This is a genomic window from Serratia sp. ASV30 (genome assembly GCF_016428815.1).
Lineage (GTDB): Bacteria > Pseudomonadota > Gammaproteobacteria > Enterobacterales > Enterobacteriaceae > Chania > Chania fonticola_C.
The window spans coordinates 1-15,256 of the sequence record NZ_JAELTL010000083.1; the positions used below are offsets into that span (position 1 = coordinate 1).

Annotated in this window: 13 protein-coding genes and 2 pseudogenes; 10 read left to right on the forward strand and 5 right to left on the reverse strand. The window is 49.3% G+C overall.

Annotated elements, in window-relative coordinates; all coding sequences use genetic code 11:
- Window positions 1–419 precede the first annotated feature (419 nt).
- Together JHD74_RS23790 and JHD74_RS23795 are read right to left on the reverse strand one after the other, a co-directional pair.
- Window positions 420–1,349 carry a LysR substrate-binding domain-containing protein gene (locus JHD74_RS23790; RefSeq protein ID WP_074031781.1) on the reverse strand — a complete coding sequence of 310 codons (930 nt, stop codon included), beginning with the start codon at window positions 1,347–1,349 and terminating at the stop codon, window positions 420–422.
- Between the two features lie 288 nt (window positions 1,350–1,637).
- On the reverse strand, window positions 1,638–2,327 hold the full coding sequence (locus JHD74_RS23795) for a LuxR C-terminal-related transcriptional regulator (protein ID WP_081375868.1): 690 nt from the start codon (window positions 2,325–2,327) through the stop codon (window positions 1,638–1,640).
- Between the two features lie 653 nt (window positions 2,328–2,980).
- Between JHD74_RS23795 and JHD74_RS23800 the strand changes: the two genes are divergently transcribed.
- The 5 genes and pseudogenes from JHD74_RS23800 to JHD74_RS23820 form a co-directional block, all read left to right on the forward strand.
- Window positions 2,981–3,520 (forward strand): fimbrial protein, encoded by a 540-nt coding sequence (locus tag JHD74_RS23800; RefSeq protein ID WP_199063649.1) that lies wholly within the window; start codon window positions 2,981–2,983, stop codon window positions 3,518–3,520.
- Between the two features lie 50 nt (window positions 3,521–3,570).
- On the forward strand, window positions 3,571–4,272 hold the full coding sequence (locus JHD74_RS23805; protein ID WP_199063650.1) for a fimbria/pilus periplasmic chaperone: 702 nt from the start codon (window positions 3,571–3,573) through the stop codon (window positions 4,270–4,272).
- A gap of 16 nt (window positions 4,273–4,288) precedes the next feature.
- The gene (locus JHD74_RS23810; RefSeq protein ID WP_370592701.1) at window positions 4,289–4,573 is read left to right on the forward strand and encodes a hypothetical protein; all 285 of its coding nucleotides are present in this window, start codon (window positions 4,289–4,291) and stop codon (window positions 4,571–4,573) included.
- Window positions 4,574–4,603: 30 nt separating this feature from the next.
- Window positions 4,604–4,840, forward strand: a pseudogene (locus tag JHD74_RS23815) (transposase); the annotation flags it as partial.
- Between the two features lie 113 nt (window positions 4,841–4,953).
- Window positions 4,954–5,113: pseudogene (locus tag JHD74_RS23820) on the forward strand (GNAT family N-acetyltransferase); the annotation flags it as partial.
- A gap of 73 nt (window positions 5,114–5,186) precedes the next feature.
- Here the strand turns inward: JHD74_RS23820 and JHD74_RS23825 are convergent.
- A complete protein-coding gene (locus JHD74_RS23825; RefSeq protein ID WP_199063651.1) occupies window positions 5,187–5,789 on the reverse strand; it encodes an NAD(P)H-dependent oxidoreductase in 603 nt (200 codons plus the stop codon).
- Window positions 5,790–5,905: 116 nt separating this feature from the next.
- Between JHD74_RS23825 and JHD74_RS23830 the strand changes: the two genes are divergently transcribed.
- Both JHD74_RS23830 and JHD74_RS23835 read left to right on the forward strand, forming a co-directional pair.
- Window positions 5,906–6,520 carry a TetR/AcrR family transcriptional regulator gene (locus JHD74_RS23830; RefSeq protein ID WP_199063654.1) on the forward strand — a complete coding sequence of 205 codons (615 nt, stop codon included), beginning with the start codon at window positions 5,906–5,908 and terminating at the stop codon, window positions 6,518–6,520.
- Window positions 6,521–6,556: 36 nt separating this feature from the next.
- Entirely contained in the window at window positions 6,557–7,090 is a 534-nt protein-coding gene (locus JHD74_RS23835; RefSeq protein ID WP_199063652.1) for a metal-dependent hydrolase, read from the forward strand.
- Window positions 7,091–7,115: 25 nt separating this feature from the next.
- Here JHD74_RS23835 and JHD74_RS23840 read toward each other — a convergent pair whose 3' ends face one another.
- Together JHD74_RS23840 and gltP are read right to left on the reverse strand one after the other, a co-directional pair.
- Complete coding sequence (locus JHD74_RS23840) at window positions 7,116–8,390, reverse strand: hypothetical protein (RefSeq protein WP_199063653.1); 1,275 nt, start codon at window positions 8,388–8,390, stop codon at window positions 7,116–7,118.
- Window positions 8,391–8,507: 117 nt separating this feature from the next.
- Window positions 8,508–9,824, reverse strand: a complete 1,317-nt coding sequence (gene gltP, locus JHD74_RS23845) for a glutamate/aspartate:proton symporter GltP (RefSeq protein WP_024531058.1) — start codon at window positions 9,822–9,824, stop codon at window positions 8,508–8,510.
- An 887-nt stretch (window positions 9,825–10,711) separates the two neighbouring features.
- On the opposite strand from gltP, the gene acs reads away from it, so the two are divergent.
- The 3 genes from acs to actP all read left to right on the forward strand — a co-directional run bounded on the left by acs (window position 10,712) and on the right by actP (window position 14,822).
- Window positions 10,712–12,670, forward strand: coding sequence for an acetate--CoA ligase (acs, locus tag JHD74_RS23850; protein ID WP_024531057.1), 1,959 nt, complete (start codon window positions 10,712–10,714; stop codon window positions 12,668–12,670).
- A gap of 191 nt (window positions 12,671–12,861) precedes the next feature.
- Complete coding sequence (locus tag JHD74_RS23855; RefSeq protein WP_021182245.1) at window positions 12,862–13,173, forward strand: DUF485 domain-containing protein; 312 nt, start codon at window positions 12,862–12,864, stop codon at window positions 13,171–13,173.
- On the forward strand, window positions 13,170–14,822 hold the full coding sequence (gene actP, locus JHD74_RS23860; protein ID WP_024531056.1) for a cation/acetate symporter ActP: 1,653 nt from the start codon (window positions 13,170–13,172) through the stop codon (window positions 14,820–14,822). Before JHD74_RS23855 ends, actP begins: the two co-directional genes overlap by 4 nt.
- The last annotated feature ends 434 nt before the right edge of the window (window positions 14,823–15,256 follow it).

Below are 15,256 nucleotides of genomic sequence, written 5' to 3' on the forward strand. Positions count from 1 at the left end.
CCCCCCCCCCCCCCCCCCCCCCCCCCCCCCCCCCCCCCCCCCCCCCCCCCCCTTTTAGATGTGTATAAGAGACAGGTTTTGAACAAGGCCTGTGAAGCGGTTCTGATGTTTCCATAATAGATAATCGCCTGAAAATCCCTGAGCTGATTGATTTTTGGAAGTTCTTTCATAGTCCACCATCTATTTTCAGACTAAATAACAACTTGAGAGTGAATAAATTTAAGCTTAGATGCTGAACCCAAAAATGTAAACACCAACTATTTTTGTCTCACAGAATCCATTTAGTCTTCGGTAATATTATTAAATATCAATTTATTACAACAAGATAGCGGGAGGCGTAACGATTTATGCTCATGTCACTTCAAGTTGCGGCTACTCACCACCGCGGCAACTTGAAGGACGACGGGTAAAGCCATTGATTATTCAACCTCACTGGACCAAGGATAGATCTTACATTCCCTTTGCAGTTTATCTATCATGGTCCTGGCATGCATCGTCAACGGTAAACGATGAGAGTAGATAAAACTGTAGGACGCATCGGGTAGTTGCTCTTCGATCGGTATTATGCACAACTGCTGGCTTAGATAAGGTACCTGAAGCATCTCTTTCGCGGCCACTGTCAAAAAGCCAGCATTCATCACCATTTGCAACGTGATGGCCGCCGTGTCCCCCCGGATAATGGTCTGTGTATTCTCTTCCCCTTCGGGGAACAGTAGTGCATCAAGTTCACCGAAGTAACCAATTTTCGCCGTGGGTAAATACCATTTGGCCTGTTTGAGCTGGCTCAGCGAAGTACTCTTAGCCAATGGATGATCTCGGTGTGCCACCACGGCAAAAGGAGTGGTAAAGAATGGCTCTTCAATAAATTCGCTAGCCAGGATCGTTTCAGGCGACGTTGCGCCGATGACAAAGTCTAATTCCCCTCCCCTCAGTGCAGGTAATAGCTCGGAAATTTGTCCTTCCGTAAGATTGATGTTGACCTGCGGAAAGCGTTTATTAAAACGCTGGATTGCAGCTGGTAACATGGTAAAAAAGGGTAACGACGAACTCCCCAACTCAATGGTTCCCTGAGAGGTGGCGCTAAGTTGCTTTGCTTCATTGACTGCGCGCTCCAACTCTTTCAGCACCAATTGAACTCGGGGTTCAAAAAGCTTCCCTGCTTCGGTGAGTACCACACCACGCGGCCCACGCATCAGAAGTGAAGTGCCTAACATTTTCTCAAGTTCATTCATTGACTGTGTCAATGCAGGCTGTGTCTGATGCAGGGCCTTGGCTGCAGCCCGAAAACTCCCGTGTTCGATAATCGACTGGAATACTTTAAGCTGGTTAGGCTTGGGCAGATTTTTCATAACGATGATATCTGTTTCTCACTATATTAAAGATTTTTATATTCCATTATAGGGACATAAAACCCTCTTAAGACAAAACCGGTTAGGGAACGACGCTGCTATTAATTCGTTTTTATCTTAGTTAAAAACAGGCAATGACAAGATAAAACGAGATATTGATGGCTGATGCTGTCATGGCAACTCCCCACAAAGTTGACGGTTAATGTATTAGGGCATATGCCTTAAATTCATCAGTAACGAACCACCACCAGCATTATGCTACTTTCTTTCCCTTTTATACCCATAAATTTATATTGCCGTACTACTTAATGCGCTATCTACTCTTATTTGACCCAAGGTCCTCCCCCAAGATGAAACCCTCTTGTTATATTTTCTTTTACCTATCAAATTCACTAAGGGACATAAGGAACGGACCCCCAGTTTAGCCAAGGCTGCACGTTTATGATGGCTTACTGTCCTGAAATTTAGTTTCAAGTCGTTAGCTATCTTTCTAGCGGTATCACCATCCAGCAGCATGCGCAGAATCTCTAATTCACGCGGTGTGAGCATAGTTGAACTTTTACCGAAGATTTTCTCATTATTTGCGGTAGTGCTCAGCAATTCCCTGCTTAACTCATCAAGCGTTATTGTCTTATTCAGTATGATACTGACGTTTCTCAACCCACTAAAGTAACATTTAAGTGGGTTGACATCGGCTATATCACTTATCATTACAACTTTGCTATTGGGATGCATTTTCGGCAAACGCTCTCCAACAAGTTGCAAAAGTGAGGCCAAGTTATAATCACGGTTACAGACCGTTAGGATGACTAAATTTACTACCGGCAAGGCATTTAAAGCATCCTCACAGTCTGAAAAACTGTCACTAGTATCTACAATATCAAGAGATACTGACAAATCTGTATCTTTAATTAATGCTTCTAACCCTGTTCTCATAAAATTACAGGAACATTGCAAAACGACTTTTTTCCTTCTCATTACTTCCTCGTGTTTTTTTGAGATATGACGTTTTTGGTAAGACTTTCTTCTTTAAATCTGCACTCTCATTGCTACTTTCATTACTCTAGCAGCTACGATATTTAGCGGTTGGATAGGGTTGCCTCTCCCTGTAAAGAAAGCCATTAAGGACATATTGTATATGCTAATGGCTTTAGTTAAAGACGAATCCATGCAATAACAAATGTAATCCTAGTTTTATTTATAGCCAGTATAAGATTTTACTTGGTCGTTGTGAAGGAAGTATTTTCTATCGGTGATAACTAAAAGTAATGAATGTTAGGTATAATAATAAATACTAGGGGTATTAGAAATAATTATAAATAATCCTCGTTGTTTTATAAGGTTTTTATTTTTTAAAATAACTTATTTTTATCACCAATAGAAAAAACTATATTTACAGAGGTTATATTTTATCTCTATGCTACACCTCATTAAAATGCACTTCACTTAAAAAAAGAACATCATCTCTTTATTTTATATAGGAAAGATTAAGCATAGTCTTCTTATTACTGATAATTCGGTGAGAGAACACTCTATTTGGTGGTAGGGGCTCTTGTTCTACAACTAACGTACTTATTCTAAGCGTCTTTTTACAATCACAGTGCCTTGTTAACTGTAATTAAGGAATGTAAATGAACAAATTTATTCTGTCTGCTATTGCAGGCGTCCTGCTCTCTTCTGGTCTGGCGCAGGCTGCTTCTGACGGTACCATCAATTTTCAGGGGCAGTTAAGTAATAACACCTGCGAAGTCATTGTCAACGGCCAAGCTAGCAACCCGATTGTTACCCTGCCAATTGTTAGTATTGGTCAACTAGGAAGTGCGGCACAGACGGCCGGGCTCACCGGTTTCACCCTGACACTGGCCAACTGCAGTGGTAGTTTGCAAACCGCCTCCGCTTTCTTTCAAGCTGGTGCTGCGGTAGATGTTCTTACCGGCCGCCTTAATAACACTGGTACGGCACAAAACGTCAGCCTGCAATTGCGTGATGGCACCAGTACTTCTCAAACGGTGATCAAAGCGGGTAACGCGGAACAGATCAACGGTAACTCGTTTGTAAACGTCAAGTCTGGTAGCACTAACTTGCCCTATTTTGTTGAGTATTATGCTGAGGGTACAACCACCCCAGGCACCGTCGTCAGCAATGTTGTTTACTCTATTCAATACAAGTAATGCCTTGAGGGAAGGGCTCCCCTCCCAAATAATCTACTTCAGGAGACTTTATGTGTTTTCCCTTTCATAACATTTTACGAGTTGCTGGCTTAGCCGTGGTGGCCCTATTCAGTAATCATAGTTTGGCAAGTATCGTGATTAACGGGACACGAGTTATTTATCCTTCAGATCAAAAAGAAGTCAGCGTCAGACTTAATAATACGGGTAATTCTCCCGTTTTGATCCAAAGCTGGTTGGATACGGGTGATATCAATGCCAAGCCGGCAGCGATTAAGGTTCCCTTTATACTGAGCCCCCCAATAAACCGAGTAGAGGGAGGCAAGGGCCAGACGTTACAGATTAGTTACTCAGAGGGATCGTTACCCATGGATAAAGAGTCGGTATTTTGGCTCAACGTACTAGAGGTGCCCGCCAAGAAACAGGCAAAATCTGATGAAAACTACCTGCAAATGGCGTTTCGCTCACGCATTAAAGTCTTTTATCGCCCAGCAGGATTGGCAGGTAACGCGAATGATGCCGCTCAGGCAGTCACTTGGAGCGTAAAAGGCAGCAGCCTGCAGGCATTCAACCCAACACCCTATTATGTGTCTTTTGTCAGCCTGATGGTAAATGGCAAAAAAATTGAAGGCGAAATGGTAGCACCGAGATCTACCCTGACCTTGGCAGTACCCTCTAATAAGGGGGATACCGTGAGCGGTGAATTTGTTAACGACTACGGTGCCGTTAATTTGTTTAACGCCGAAATTAAATAGCCTTGGTTAAAGTTATATGCTTAATTTTTTTAATTGGTTCAGATACAGCAAAGTGATTGCTGAAACCAATAGTAACCTGTCGCTGGCGGCGTCCCGCTTTTCCTCTGATGGTTATCTGGATTTTATGACTGCCATGGAAAGCCGTGATGCGGTAACCAGAGGGGATTCACCTGAATCGGTATCACGTGCCAAAAATCGTTTCACCGTCACGGCAGACAGGGGCTGGCTGAAGGCTGGGGGCAGTGAATATATGACCCTACCCCAAAATCCTGCTCCATTCAGAAACAGAATTCCGGCATGATAAACACTCCCCTGAGTGGAGGTTGTGCCGATGAAAAAGTCGCGATTCACCGAAGAACAGATTGTCTTTGCCCTGAAACAGGCCGAGCTAGGTACATCGGTGCCTGAAGTCTGCCGTAAACTGGGTATCTCTGATGCCACCTTTTACACGTGGCGTAAAAAATACGGAGGGATTTCCCCTTCAGAGCTGAAGCACATGCGCCAGCTCGAAGAAGAAAATCTCAGGCTGAAAAGGCTGGTTGCTGATCTGAGCCTCAACAAGGCGATGCAGCTGTGACCTTCATGATTAATTACTATTAAACCATAGAGGATTATCTTGGGCCACGTAACTGCAGTATGTGCCAAGCTGTAGGGATAACAGCCCCCAGATCAAAGTGATCAGACAGAAAATTACGTGTTATCCAGGTTGCTGAAACTATTGGCATTCGCGGAATGCTGGTACATGCGTTATCCGTTGAGGCCAGAGAATTCCGTATGCGTGTGGGATTTGAACCCTCCCCCCCTTGAGCCGATGATGTTGATGATAACGTTGGGGGACTAGATCGAGAGTCTTTAATGGGGAAGAGGCTCGCAACTGATTTCTTGAAGCTTTATTGCGACTCTTCCTCAACGGACTACTCGGCGTAAGCCGGTTGAAAAACAGCATGCCCGATTTGACGCGCTGCATCGAGATAAGCCTTAGGCTCCCCCAGTTCTGGCAGCAGTAGCATTTCAGATGTCTTAACCGAAGCGCCACAATAATCAAAAATACCGTGCGTTATCTGCGCGTTAAAAGCATCGGTAAAACCATGCCGGTCATAGACGCCTTTGCTTGCCGCCCCCAGGGCAACCAGATGAACCGGTAAATGCCCCAGTTTTTTGACCACTGCCCCATCTGCCGTCTCTTCATAAGCCCAGCCATTGGAAAACACGCGGTCTATCCACCCCTTAAGCAAGGCAGGCATAGTCCACCAGTAGATTGGGAACACCAGAACCAGGGCATCCGCAGCATCAATTCGTGCCTGTTCTGCCAGAATATCCGCTGGAACAGTGGCCGTTTTTAAAAATGCGGCGATATCAGCGGCACCGTACACCGGATTGAAACCTTCCTGGGTAAGGTCGGCAATTTCAAACGTATGGGCGGGATCGGTCGCCGTTATCCCTTCGGCGATGGCTGCTGCAACACCATGGGTTAATGACGTATCGAGAGGATGAGACACAACGATGAGCGCGTGCATTGGGTGACTCCTATTGTCAGGGCGAGGTATAAAACGTACTCTATATACCAACAGTAAGTTACCATCGGTAAGTTACCTTTAGTATATAACACTGTCAACGGGTAAATATTGCCATGATCTCCAAACCACATTCACGAGTTCGGCTATCGAGAGAAGAGCGTTATCAGCAGTTGCTGACAACCGCATGGGAAATCATTAATGAAGAAGGCACCGAAGCGCTGACGCTCGGCCACCTGGCAGAACGCTCGGGCGTCACCAAGCCGGTGGTGTATGATCACTTCACCAACCGTTCGGGCCTGTTTGCCGCGCTGTATCAAGAGTTTGATAATCGTCAGACTGCACGGATGGATGAAGCTATCCAAAATACCAAACCGGAGCTAGAAGCCTTAGCCTCGGTCATTGCCACTTCCTACATTGAGTGCGTGCTGCTGCAAGGCCGTGAGATGCCTAGCGTCATGGCTGCACTAGCCGGTACTCCCGAGCTTGAGAAAATCAGGAATGATTACGCCGTGGTGTTCATCGAGAAATGCCGCCAGATCTTTACCCCCTTCTGCTGCGATAACCAACTTCAGGATGCCGCGCTATGGGGTATGCTCGGCTCTGCAGAAGGGCTATCCTACGCCACCAGCTGTGGTGCGATTACGGCAGCCCAGGCTAAGGAAGAGTTATTCGGCATCATTATTTCGATGGTGCAGCGAAGTGGCGATCGGCAGGATATGGCTATACCATAATAAGCACAGCGTTACCCCTCATCATGGAAGAGAGTTATGACGACGATCGTTACCCACGCCGCAGTGCCGTTATGCCTTGGTTTAGGGCTGGGCCAGAAAATCATACCGGCCCGCTTGCTGCTCGCAGGCGTGGTTCTTTCTATGCTGCCGGATGCAGACGTATTAGCGTTTAAATTCGGCGTGGCTTACGGCAATCAGTTTGGTCATCGCGGTTTCACGCATTCACTGCTGTTTGCATTCCTGATGCCTAGCTTGGCACTGCTGTTCTACCGCTGGTTCAAGGCTAACCCCGTCAAGACCTGGTTGTTTCTGTTTATCTCGCTGTTATCCCACAGTTTGCTGGATTCGGTGACCACCGGAGGCAAAGGCGTCGGCTGGCTGTGGCCATGGAGTGACGAGCGTTTCTTTGCGCCCTGGCAGGTGATCCGCGTAGCGCCGTTTAGCCTCGAGAAATACCTGACTCCTGCTGGGCATGCGGTGATCATGTCGGAATTACTGTGGGTTTGGTTGCCTGGAGCCATCTTGATGACCGGCATGATAGCGCTGCGTAAGTTCATGCAGCGCAAGTGAGAGATTGATTAGGTTGGTAAGCGGCTTAACCGACAAAATCAATTCTGGTCAGCATCAGCGTGCCTTGTTGCAGAGTAAACTCTACACGCATACCTCCCTCACAGGCTTCTGACAACCCAGGGATCAGCAGGTTGGAACCCGTGCCGATAAATACGGCAAGCGTTCCGTCCTCAAAATCACCCGAACCGACCGAATCGCAGGTGCCTTCAACCAGCACTTTCTTCGCCCCATCATTGTAATAGAACTGCCCGTCCTCCTCGGCTGGGAAGTATTTTCTGGCCTGCTCCAACGGGGTTAATGAATTTACCCGGAAATCAGTCACCTGCTTTTTAGTGAGGTTGACACCCAGCAGCGGTATTTCCTTCAGACCATCCCTGATTTGCTGCGCATAGTGGTCAAACAACGCAGGGGTAATGCTCTGTTGATGTTCATCAGGCGTTCCTGCCAGGAAGGTATCAGCGACGTTCTCAAGCGGGAAGACAATATGCGCCTTTAAATAGGCCATATCGGCCGTCTTGACCGCCTGTTGGAATAGCTGGAACTGGGTGAGCATCTCGACCTTGAGGCTGTCATCGATCTCCTGAGGAGCCGCCGAGAGGAGCGGCTGATTTACCGCTTCCAGCAGCTTTTGTTCGGTGATCGCCGAGGCTGGCCCACTGAAGTTGCACTTCTCCACGGTCTTGCTCTCAACCATCAGCGCCTGCCACTCTGCCTTGGCATCTTTGGCCATAACTGCATCGTAGTAATTCATCCCTTGCCGATCCTGGCTCTCTTCCCCTTCCAGTCGCCCGCAGAAATACGCCATCTTGCCGGTTGTGCACAGGTGAGAAACCACAAATCTGGGTTGGGCAATCCCCCCTTGATAACTGCGCCGGACCGCGTCCAGCAACGGTTTACGCTCCGCATCATAAAGGCCGACGTTTTGGCACCCGCTCGCTGCGGGTTCATCTTGAATAGTGCTATGGCATTGGGCCTGCGCCGGTGAGTCGACATAGGAGTCAAAATTGCTCACCGTCGTCCAGAAGCCTTCCGCTGACTGCTGCAATTCTCGATCGTAGACCACCGTCTTGCCGTTAATTTTGGCACTACCGCTACCATCATTGGTTTTAGCGGTGGCACAGAAATAGGCCTGCGAGCCGGAAACGCTCAGCTGTTTAACCACAAACTGGATATCGGTGGGATAACCGATATTGGCACGCATCTGATCCAGAATGACACGCCGTAGCGGATCGTTGGCATCCAGCGTCTGCCCTTGAACATAGGGGGCTAGCAACACCAGCAACAGCGCATATCTTTTCATGGGGCAAATCTCATCCTGAGCAGGCCTTACAGAGAGCGCCAGTATTGAAGCAATTTAGCCATCATTCAATAAAAAAACCCGCCGATGGCGGGTTTTGAGAAAAAGAGATGGAGCGACTTAAGCCTGATTGGCAGGAGTCACTTTACTGGCCAGGAACTCTTGTTCATAAGCCAGCGACTTTTTACGGTCGAACTGATGTTCCCATTTGGCAATCACCAAGACCGCCAGCGCATTGCCTACCACGTTCAGAGCCGTACGCGCCATATCGAGGATGCGGTCAACGCCGGCGATAAACGCCAAACCTTCCAGCGGAATACCCACGCTGCCCAAGGTCGCCAACAGCACCACAAAGGAGACACCTGGCACACCGGCAATCCCTTTTGAGGTCACCATCAGCGTCAGAACCAGAATGATCTCTTGTCCCAGCGACAGCTCAATACCGTATAGTTGTGCAATAAAGATGGCGGCAATACTCTGGTACAACGTAGAACCGTCCAGATTGAAAGAGTATCCGGTAGGCACCACGAAGCTGGTGATGGATTTTGGCGCGCCGTAGGCCTCCATCTTTTCGATAATGCGCGGCAACACGGTTTCCGAACTGGCCGTTGAGTAAGCCAGGATCAGCTCTTCTTTCAAGATGCGGATCAACGTCCAGATACGCAGGTTACACAGCCGCGCAACGGCCCCGAGAACTACCAAACCAAAAAAGGCGATGGCGAAGTAAACCAGCACCACCAGCTTGGCCAACGGCAAGAGCGAAGCAAAACCGAAGTTGGCTACCGTGACCGAGATCAGGCCAAACACCCCGACTGGGGCGTAACGCATGATCATGTGGGTCACTTTGAACATGCTCTCAGCCACCGCTTTGAACACCTTCAGCAACGGCTCTTTGGTCTCTTTCGGCAAGGAAGACAGCCCCAGCCCAAATAGCACCGAGAAGAAAATGATCGGCAACATGTCGCCTTTGACCATCGACGAGAACACGTTAGAAGGAATTAACGAAAGGATGGTGGCCACCAGGCTATGTGAGCCGCTTTGCACCTGTTCCGTCGTTTTTTCATACTGTGAGATGTCGACCGCGGTCAGCGCCGACATATCAATGCCGTGCCCGGGTTGAAAAACATTAGCCAATGTCACACCCACGACGATCGCGATGGTGGTGATCACTTCAAAATAGATAATGGTTTTCAATCCAATACGGCCCAGCTTTTTGGTATCGCCAATACCGGCAATACCGACGATCAGCGTGGAAATAACAATAGGCACCACGATCATCTTGATCAAACGAATAAAGATATCACCGGCGGGGCTCAATATATTACTGACCATCCACTCACGCGACTCTGTTTGATTATGCAGCACTGCGCCCAGGATAATACCCAATACCAACGCGATCAGGATTTGCCAGGCCAGGCTGATTTTTACATTTTTCATACCCAAAAAGTCCTCAAAGACTCCGTACCAACGTGTTAAACACACCTAGGTTCCGGAAGGAATACTTAATCATTTATTACAGGCTTATGTTTGTGAATCTCTGCGCCAACTGCCCTTGGTGTAACGCAGTATGAATCTGTACCATCTGAAGGCGGGCTTCTGCAAGCCTTGTTTCATCTCGATTTTGTCCGTTTCTCCAGCAAAAAAACAACAAACAAAAAATGAATCGCAACATAATTACTTGTTCTAAAAAACATAATTTTAGCTTGAGCGGAACAATAACCGATGAGATCGGACGATTTTTAATCCAAATAAAAGTGCGTGATTTGTCATTGCATTTGCATATTTAGTCTTAAAATATGTTTCTGCATTGTTAACAAAAGGTTTTGCAAAAGAAAATAAAGTCCTCATGTGCCCTCCTTTAACAGCTGAGACAACGCTCAATATGATTCACACAACAAATAAATGACAATAAAACAATTCATAAAACTTATTGTTTGTACTTTCAAAAAACCAACATAATAACGGCAGTAAAAAATAACCCGTCGACATATTGCAGCTAACAATTACGCTGAGTATTTATAGCAGTTATTAATAGGTTCTGATTCGCTGTAAAATATAACCTCGGCCTTATTGTTTCCTGCATCCTCAAGCCGATGCCTCACGCTTAATGTTTTTAGTTATCTAAAAACTTTTTTAACAGAAATACGCCCATTACCGTCTTTTCACCGTCAACCAAACAGTTACACAACACAATTACGACAGTAACTATTACAAATCAACATCTTCGTTGCGTGATCTGCCGCCCAAAAAAGAAACAAAGCGTCATGGCAAACTATACTTAACCATCAGTTGACATATCATTAACAATTCTAAGGAGAAAAACCATGAGCCAACTGCACAAACACGCCATTCCTTCTGCAATTGCAGATCGTGCCCTGATCAATCCGGAGCAATACCAGCAGTATTATCAACAATCTGTACAAGACCCAGCGGCATTCTGGGGCGAGCACGGCAAGATCCTCGATTGGATCAAGCCCTATACCTCAGTGAAGAACACTTCTTTCGATCCTGGTCATATCAGCATCCGCTGGTTTGAAGACGGCACCCTTAACCTGGCGGCGAACTGTCTGGACCGCCACTTGGCCGAACGCGGCGATCAAACCGCCATCATCTGGGAAGGCGACGATCCGACCCAATCGGCCAAGGTCACCTACAAGCAACTGCATCACGATGTCTGCCAGTTCGCCAACGTGCTGAAAAAGCTCGGGGTGAAAAAAGGTGATGTGGTGGCCATCTATATGCCAATGGTGCCTGAGGCCGCCGTCGCCATGCTGGCCTGTGCCCGCATTGGTGCGGTGCACTCGGTGATCTTTGGGGGCTTTTCCCCAGAAGCCGTTGCTGGCCGTATTATCGATTCCAACTCCAAACTGGTGATCACCGCTGATGAAGGGCTGCGTGCAGGCCGCGCGGTACCGCTGAAAAAGAACGTCGATGATGCACTGAAGAACCCAGGGGTGAAAAGCGTCAACAACGTGGTGGTCTTCCAACGCACCGGTAAGCCGGGCTACTGGCAAGAAGGGCGCGATCTCTGGTGGCATGAGCTGACCGAAGGCGTCTCTGCCGACTGCCCACCGGAAGAGATGAACGCGGAAGATCCGCTGTTTATCCTCTATACCTCCGGCTCAACCGGCAAACCGAAAGGCGTGGTACATACCACCGGGGGCTATCTGGTTTACGCCGCGCTGACCTTCAAATACGTCTTCGATTACCACGATGGCGACGTCTATTGGTGCACCGCCGACGTGGGCTGGGTTACCGGTCATAGCTACCTGTTATATGGCCCATTGGCCTGCGGTGCCATTACGCTGATGTTTGAAGGCGTGCCGAACTATCCAGGCGTAAACCGTCTGTCACAGGTAGTGGATAAGCATCAGGTCAATATCCTGTATACCGCACCAACGGCAATCCGCGCCCTGATGGCCGAAGGTGACAAAGCAATCGAAGGCACCAAACGCGATTCGCTGCGCATTATGGGTTCCGTGGGTGAGCCCATCAACCCAGAGGCCTGGGAGTGGTATTACAACAAGATTGGTAACGCAAAATGCCCGATCGTTGATACCTGGTGGCAAACCGAAACCGGTGGCTTCATGATCACCCCGTTACCAGGTGCTACCGAGCTGAAGGCTGGCTCCGCCACTCGCCCATTCTTTGGCGTGCAACCGGCATTGGTCGACAATATGGGCACACCGCAGGAAGGCGCCTGCGAAGGCAACCTGGTGATCACCGATTCTTGGCCGGGCCAGGCTCGAACTCTGTACGGTGACCATGACCGCTTCGAGCAAACCTACTTCTCTACCTTTAAAGGCATGTACTTCAGCGGTGACGGCGCACGCCGTGACGAAGATGGCTATTACTGGATCACGGGCCGCGTCGATGACGTGCTGAACGTTTCCGGCCACCGTCTGGGCACCGCCGAAATTGAATCCGCATTGGTATCCCACCCCAAAATTGCCGAGGCCGCAGTGGTGGGTATTCCGCATAACATCAAGGGCCAGGCGATTTATGCCTATATCACCCTGAATCATGGGGAAGAGCCAACGCCGGAACTGTATGCCGAAGTGCGCAACTGGGTGCGTAAGGAAATTGGGCCAATCGCCACGCCAGATGTTCTCCATTGGACCGACTCTTTACCAAAAACGCGGTCTGGCAAAATTATGCGGCGTATTCTGCGCAAAATTGCCGCCGGTGATACCAGCAACCTGGGGGATACCTCAACGCTGGCGGATCCGGCTGTAGTCGAAAAGCTGTTGGAAGAGAAACAATCAATGAAAGTTCCATCCTAATCCGCGCTGCCTCCGGCCGTTCGTCTGCCATGCGCAGCTGAACGGCCTGTATACCTGAAAGCTTTCAACTGCAGTAAAGCCGATCCCAGACATTTGGCTGGGATGGGCCAAGGTGGCCCGCAGAGCGCCAATTTGCCAGTTGGAAGGGTATCGCGTGGCGTACTTGTTCAATACCTATTGGAGAAACTCGGATGAATGAAGATATTTATCAAAGGATTGAAGAAAACCCGCGCTTTCAGGAGCTGGTGCAAAAGCGCAGCCGTTTCGCCTGGCTCCTGTCACTGATCACACTCGCGCTGTACGTCGGCTTTATCTTACTGATCGCCTTCGATCCTCAGTGGCTGGGAACTCCACTCGGCCCCGGATTAACCATTACCCGTGGGATCCCGGTTGGCGTGGGATTGATCGTGATTTCTTTCGTGTTAACCGGGATCTACGTTTACCGTGCCAACGGTGAATTTGATCGCCTGAATGCTGAAATCCTGCGCGAGGTGAAGCAATGAAGCGCCTACTTTCAGCTGCCACACTATTGGCCCTGCCAGGCCTAAGCCATGCCGATGCCATTGGTGGCGCAGTGCAGCGCCAACCACTGAACATCCAGGCCATCATCATGTTCCTGCTGTTCGTGGGTGCCACCCTTTACATCACCTACTGGGCTTCCAAACGTACCCGCTCTCGTCAGGATTACTACACCGCTGGCGGGCGCATCACCGGGTTGCAAAACGGTCTGGCTATCGCTGGCGACTTTATGTCTGCAGCATCGTTCCTCGGTATCTCCGCGCTGGTCTATACCTCCGGCTATGATGGGCTGATTTATTCCATCGGCTTCCTGATTGGCTGGCCAATCATATTGTTTCTGATTGCCGAGCGGCTACGTAACCTTGGCCGATATACCTTCGCCGACGTGGCCTCTTACCGCCTGAAACAGAAGCCGATCCGCTCACTTTCAGCCTGTGGTTCCCTGGTGGTGGTAGCGCTGTATCTGATCGCCCAGATGGTGGGCGCGGGCAAATTGATCCAGCTGCTATTCGGCCTCAATTATCACGTCGCCGTTGTGTTGGTCGGTATATTGATGGTGCTGTATGTCCTGTTCGGTGGCATGCTGGCTACCACCTGGGTGCAAATCATCAAGGCCGTGCTGCTGTTGGCCGGTGCCAGCTTTATGGCGCTGATGGTCATGAAATCTGTCAACTTTGACTTCAATACCCTGTTTGCCGAAGCCGTGAAAGTGCATCCGAAAGGGCTTGCCATTATGAGCCCGGGCGGACTGGTCTCCGACCCTATATCCGCCCTCTCCCTGGGTCTGGCATTGATGTTCGGGACCGCCGGTTTGCCACATATCCTGATGCGTTTCTTCACCGTTAGCGATGCCAAAGAAGCGCGTAAGAGCGTGTTCTATGCCACCGGCTTTATCGGTTACTTCTATATCCTGACCTTTATTATCGGTTTCGGTGCAATCCTGCTGGTCAGTGCCAATCCGGCCTTCAAGGATGCCAGTGGGGCATTGCTGGGCGGTAATAACATGGCGGCGGTGCATTTGGCTAACGCGGTGGGGGGTAACTTCTTCCTTGGCTTTATCTCTGCGGTGGCCTTTGCCACGATCCTGGCGGTAGTTGCCGGGCTAACCTTGGCGGGTGCTTCTGCGGTTTCTCACGATCTCTATGCCTGCGTCATCAAGAATGGCAAAGCGACCGAGCGTGATGAGCTGAAAGTTTCCAAAATCACCGTGGTGTTGCTCGGGGTGGTGGCTATCGCGCTGGGGATCCTGTTTGAGAAGCAGAACATCGCCTTTATGGTGGGACTGGCATTCTCCATTGCGGCCAGCTGTAACTTCCCAATCATCATTCTTTCCATGTACTGGTCACGCCTGACCACGCGCGGGGCAATGATCGGCGGGTGGCTTGGTCTGTTAACCGCAGTGATCCTGATGATCCTGGGCCCGACTATTTGGGTGCAGATCCTCGGCCATGCCAAACCGATTTACCCTTACGAATATCCGGCGCTGTTCTCTATGTTGGTCGCCTTTATCGGCACCTGGTTCTTCTCTGTGACCGACAATTCGTTGGTTGGGCAGCAAGAACGCGTGAAATTCCGTTCCCAGTTTGTACGTTCACAAACCGGGCTGGGGATTTCGCAGGGGAGTGCACACTAAGGTGTTGATTTGGGCTGAGGTCGACTCGGCCCTTCTGCAAAGAGTTAGCCTGCTGGGTCTTCCGGCAGGTTAATTTGTCAGATCGAGTCATACTTCCCCTCACCCTAACCCTCTCCCCCAGGAGAGGGAACCGATCGAGCCCGCTGTTTTCTCTGCGTCATACCCCATCCTTAGGCTGACTCATCACTGCCGAAGTGATATGGCTAATCAAAGGTTCCCTCTTTCCGAAGCCGCACGGGCTTATCCACGACGCCGGACTGCTCCCTCTCCCCTACACAAGTATTCAGGATGTTCTCGGTTGGTTCTCTGGGAGAGATACCGTCTTGTCGGTTATCCGGCAAGCGGTATTTCCGCATTAAATGTCTTTCCTGATTTCACCACGCCATAAGCCAGTTGCAGTAGTTTGCGCATCGCTGCACAGACTCTCTCTTTGC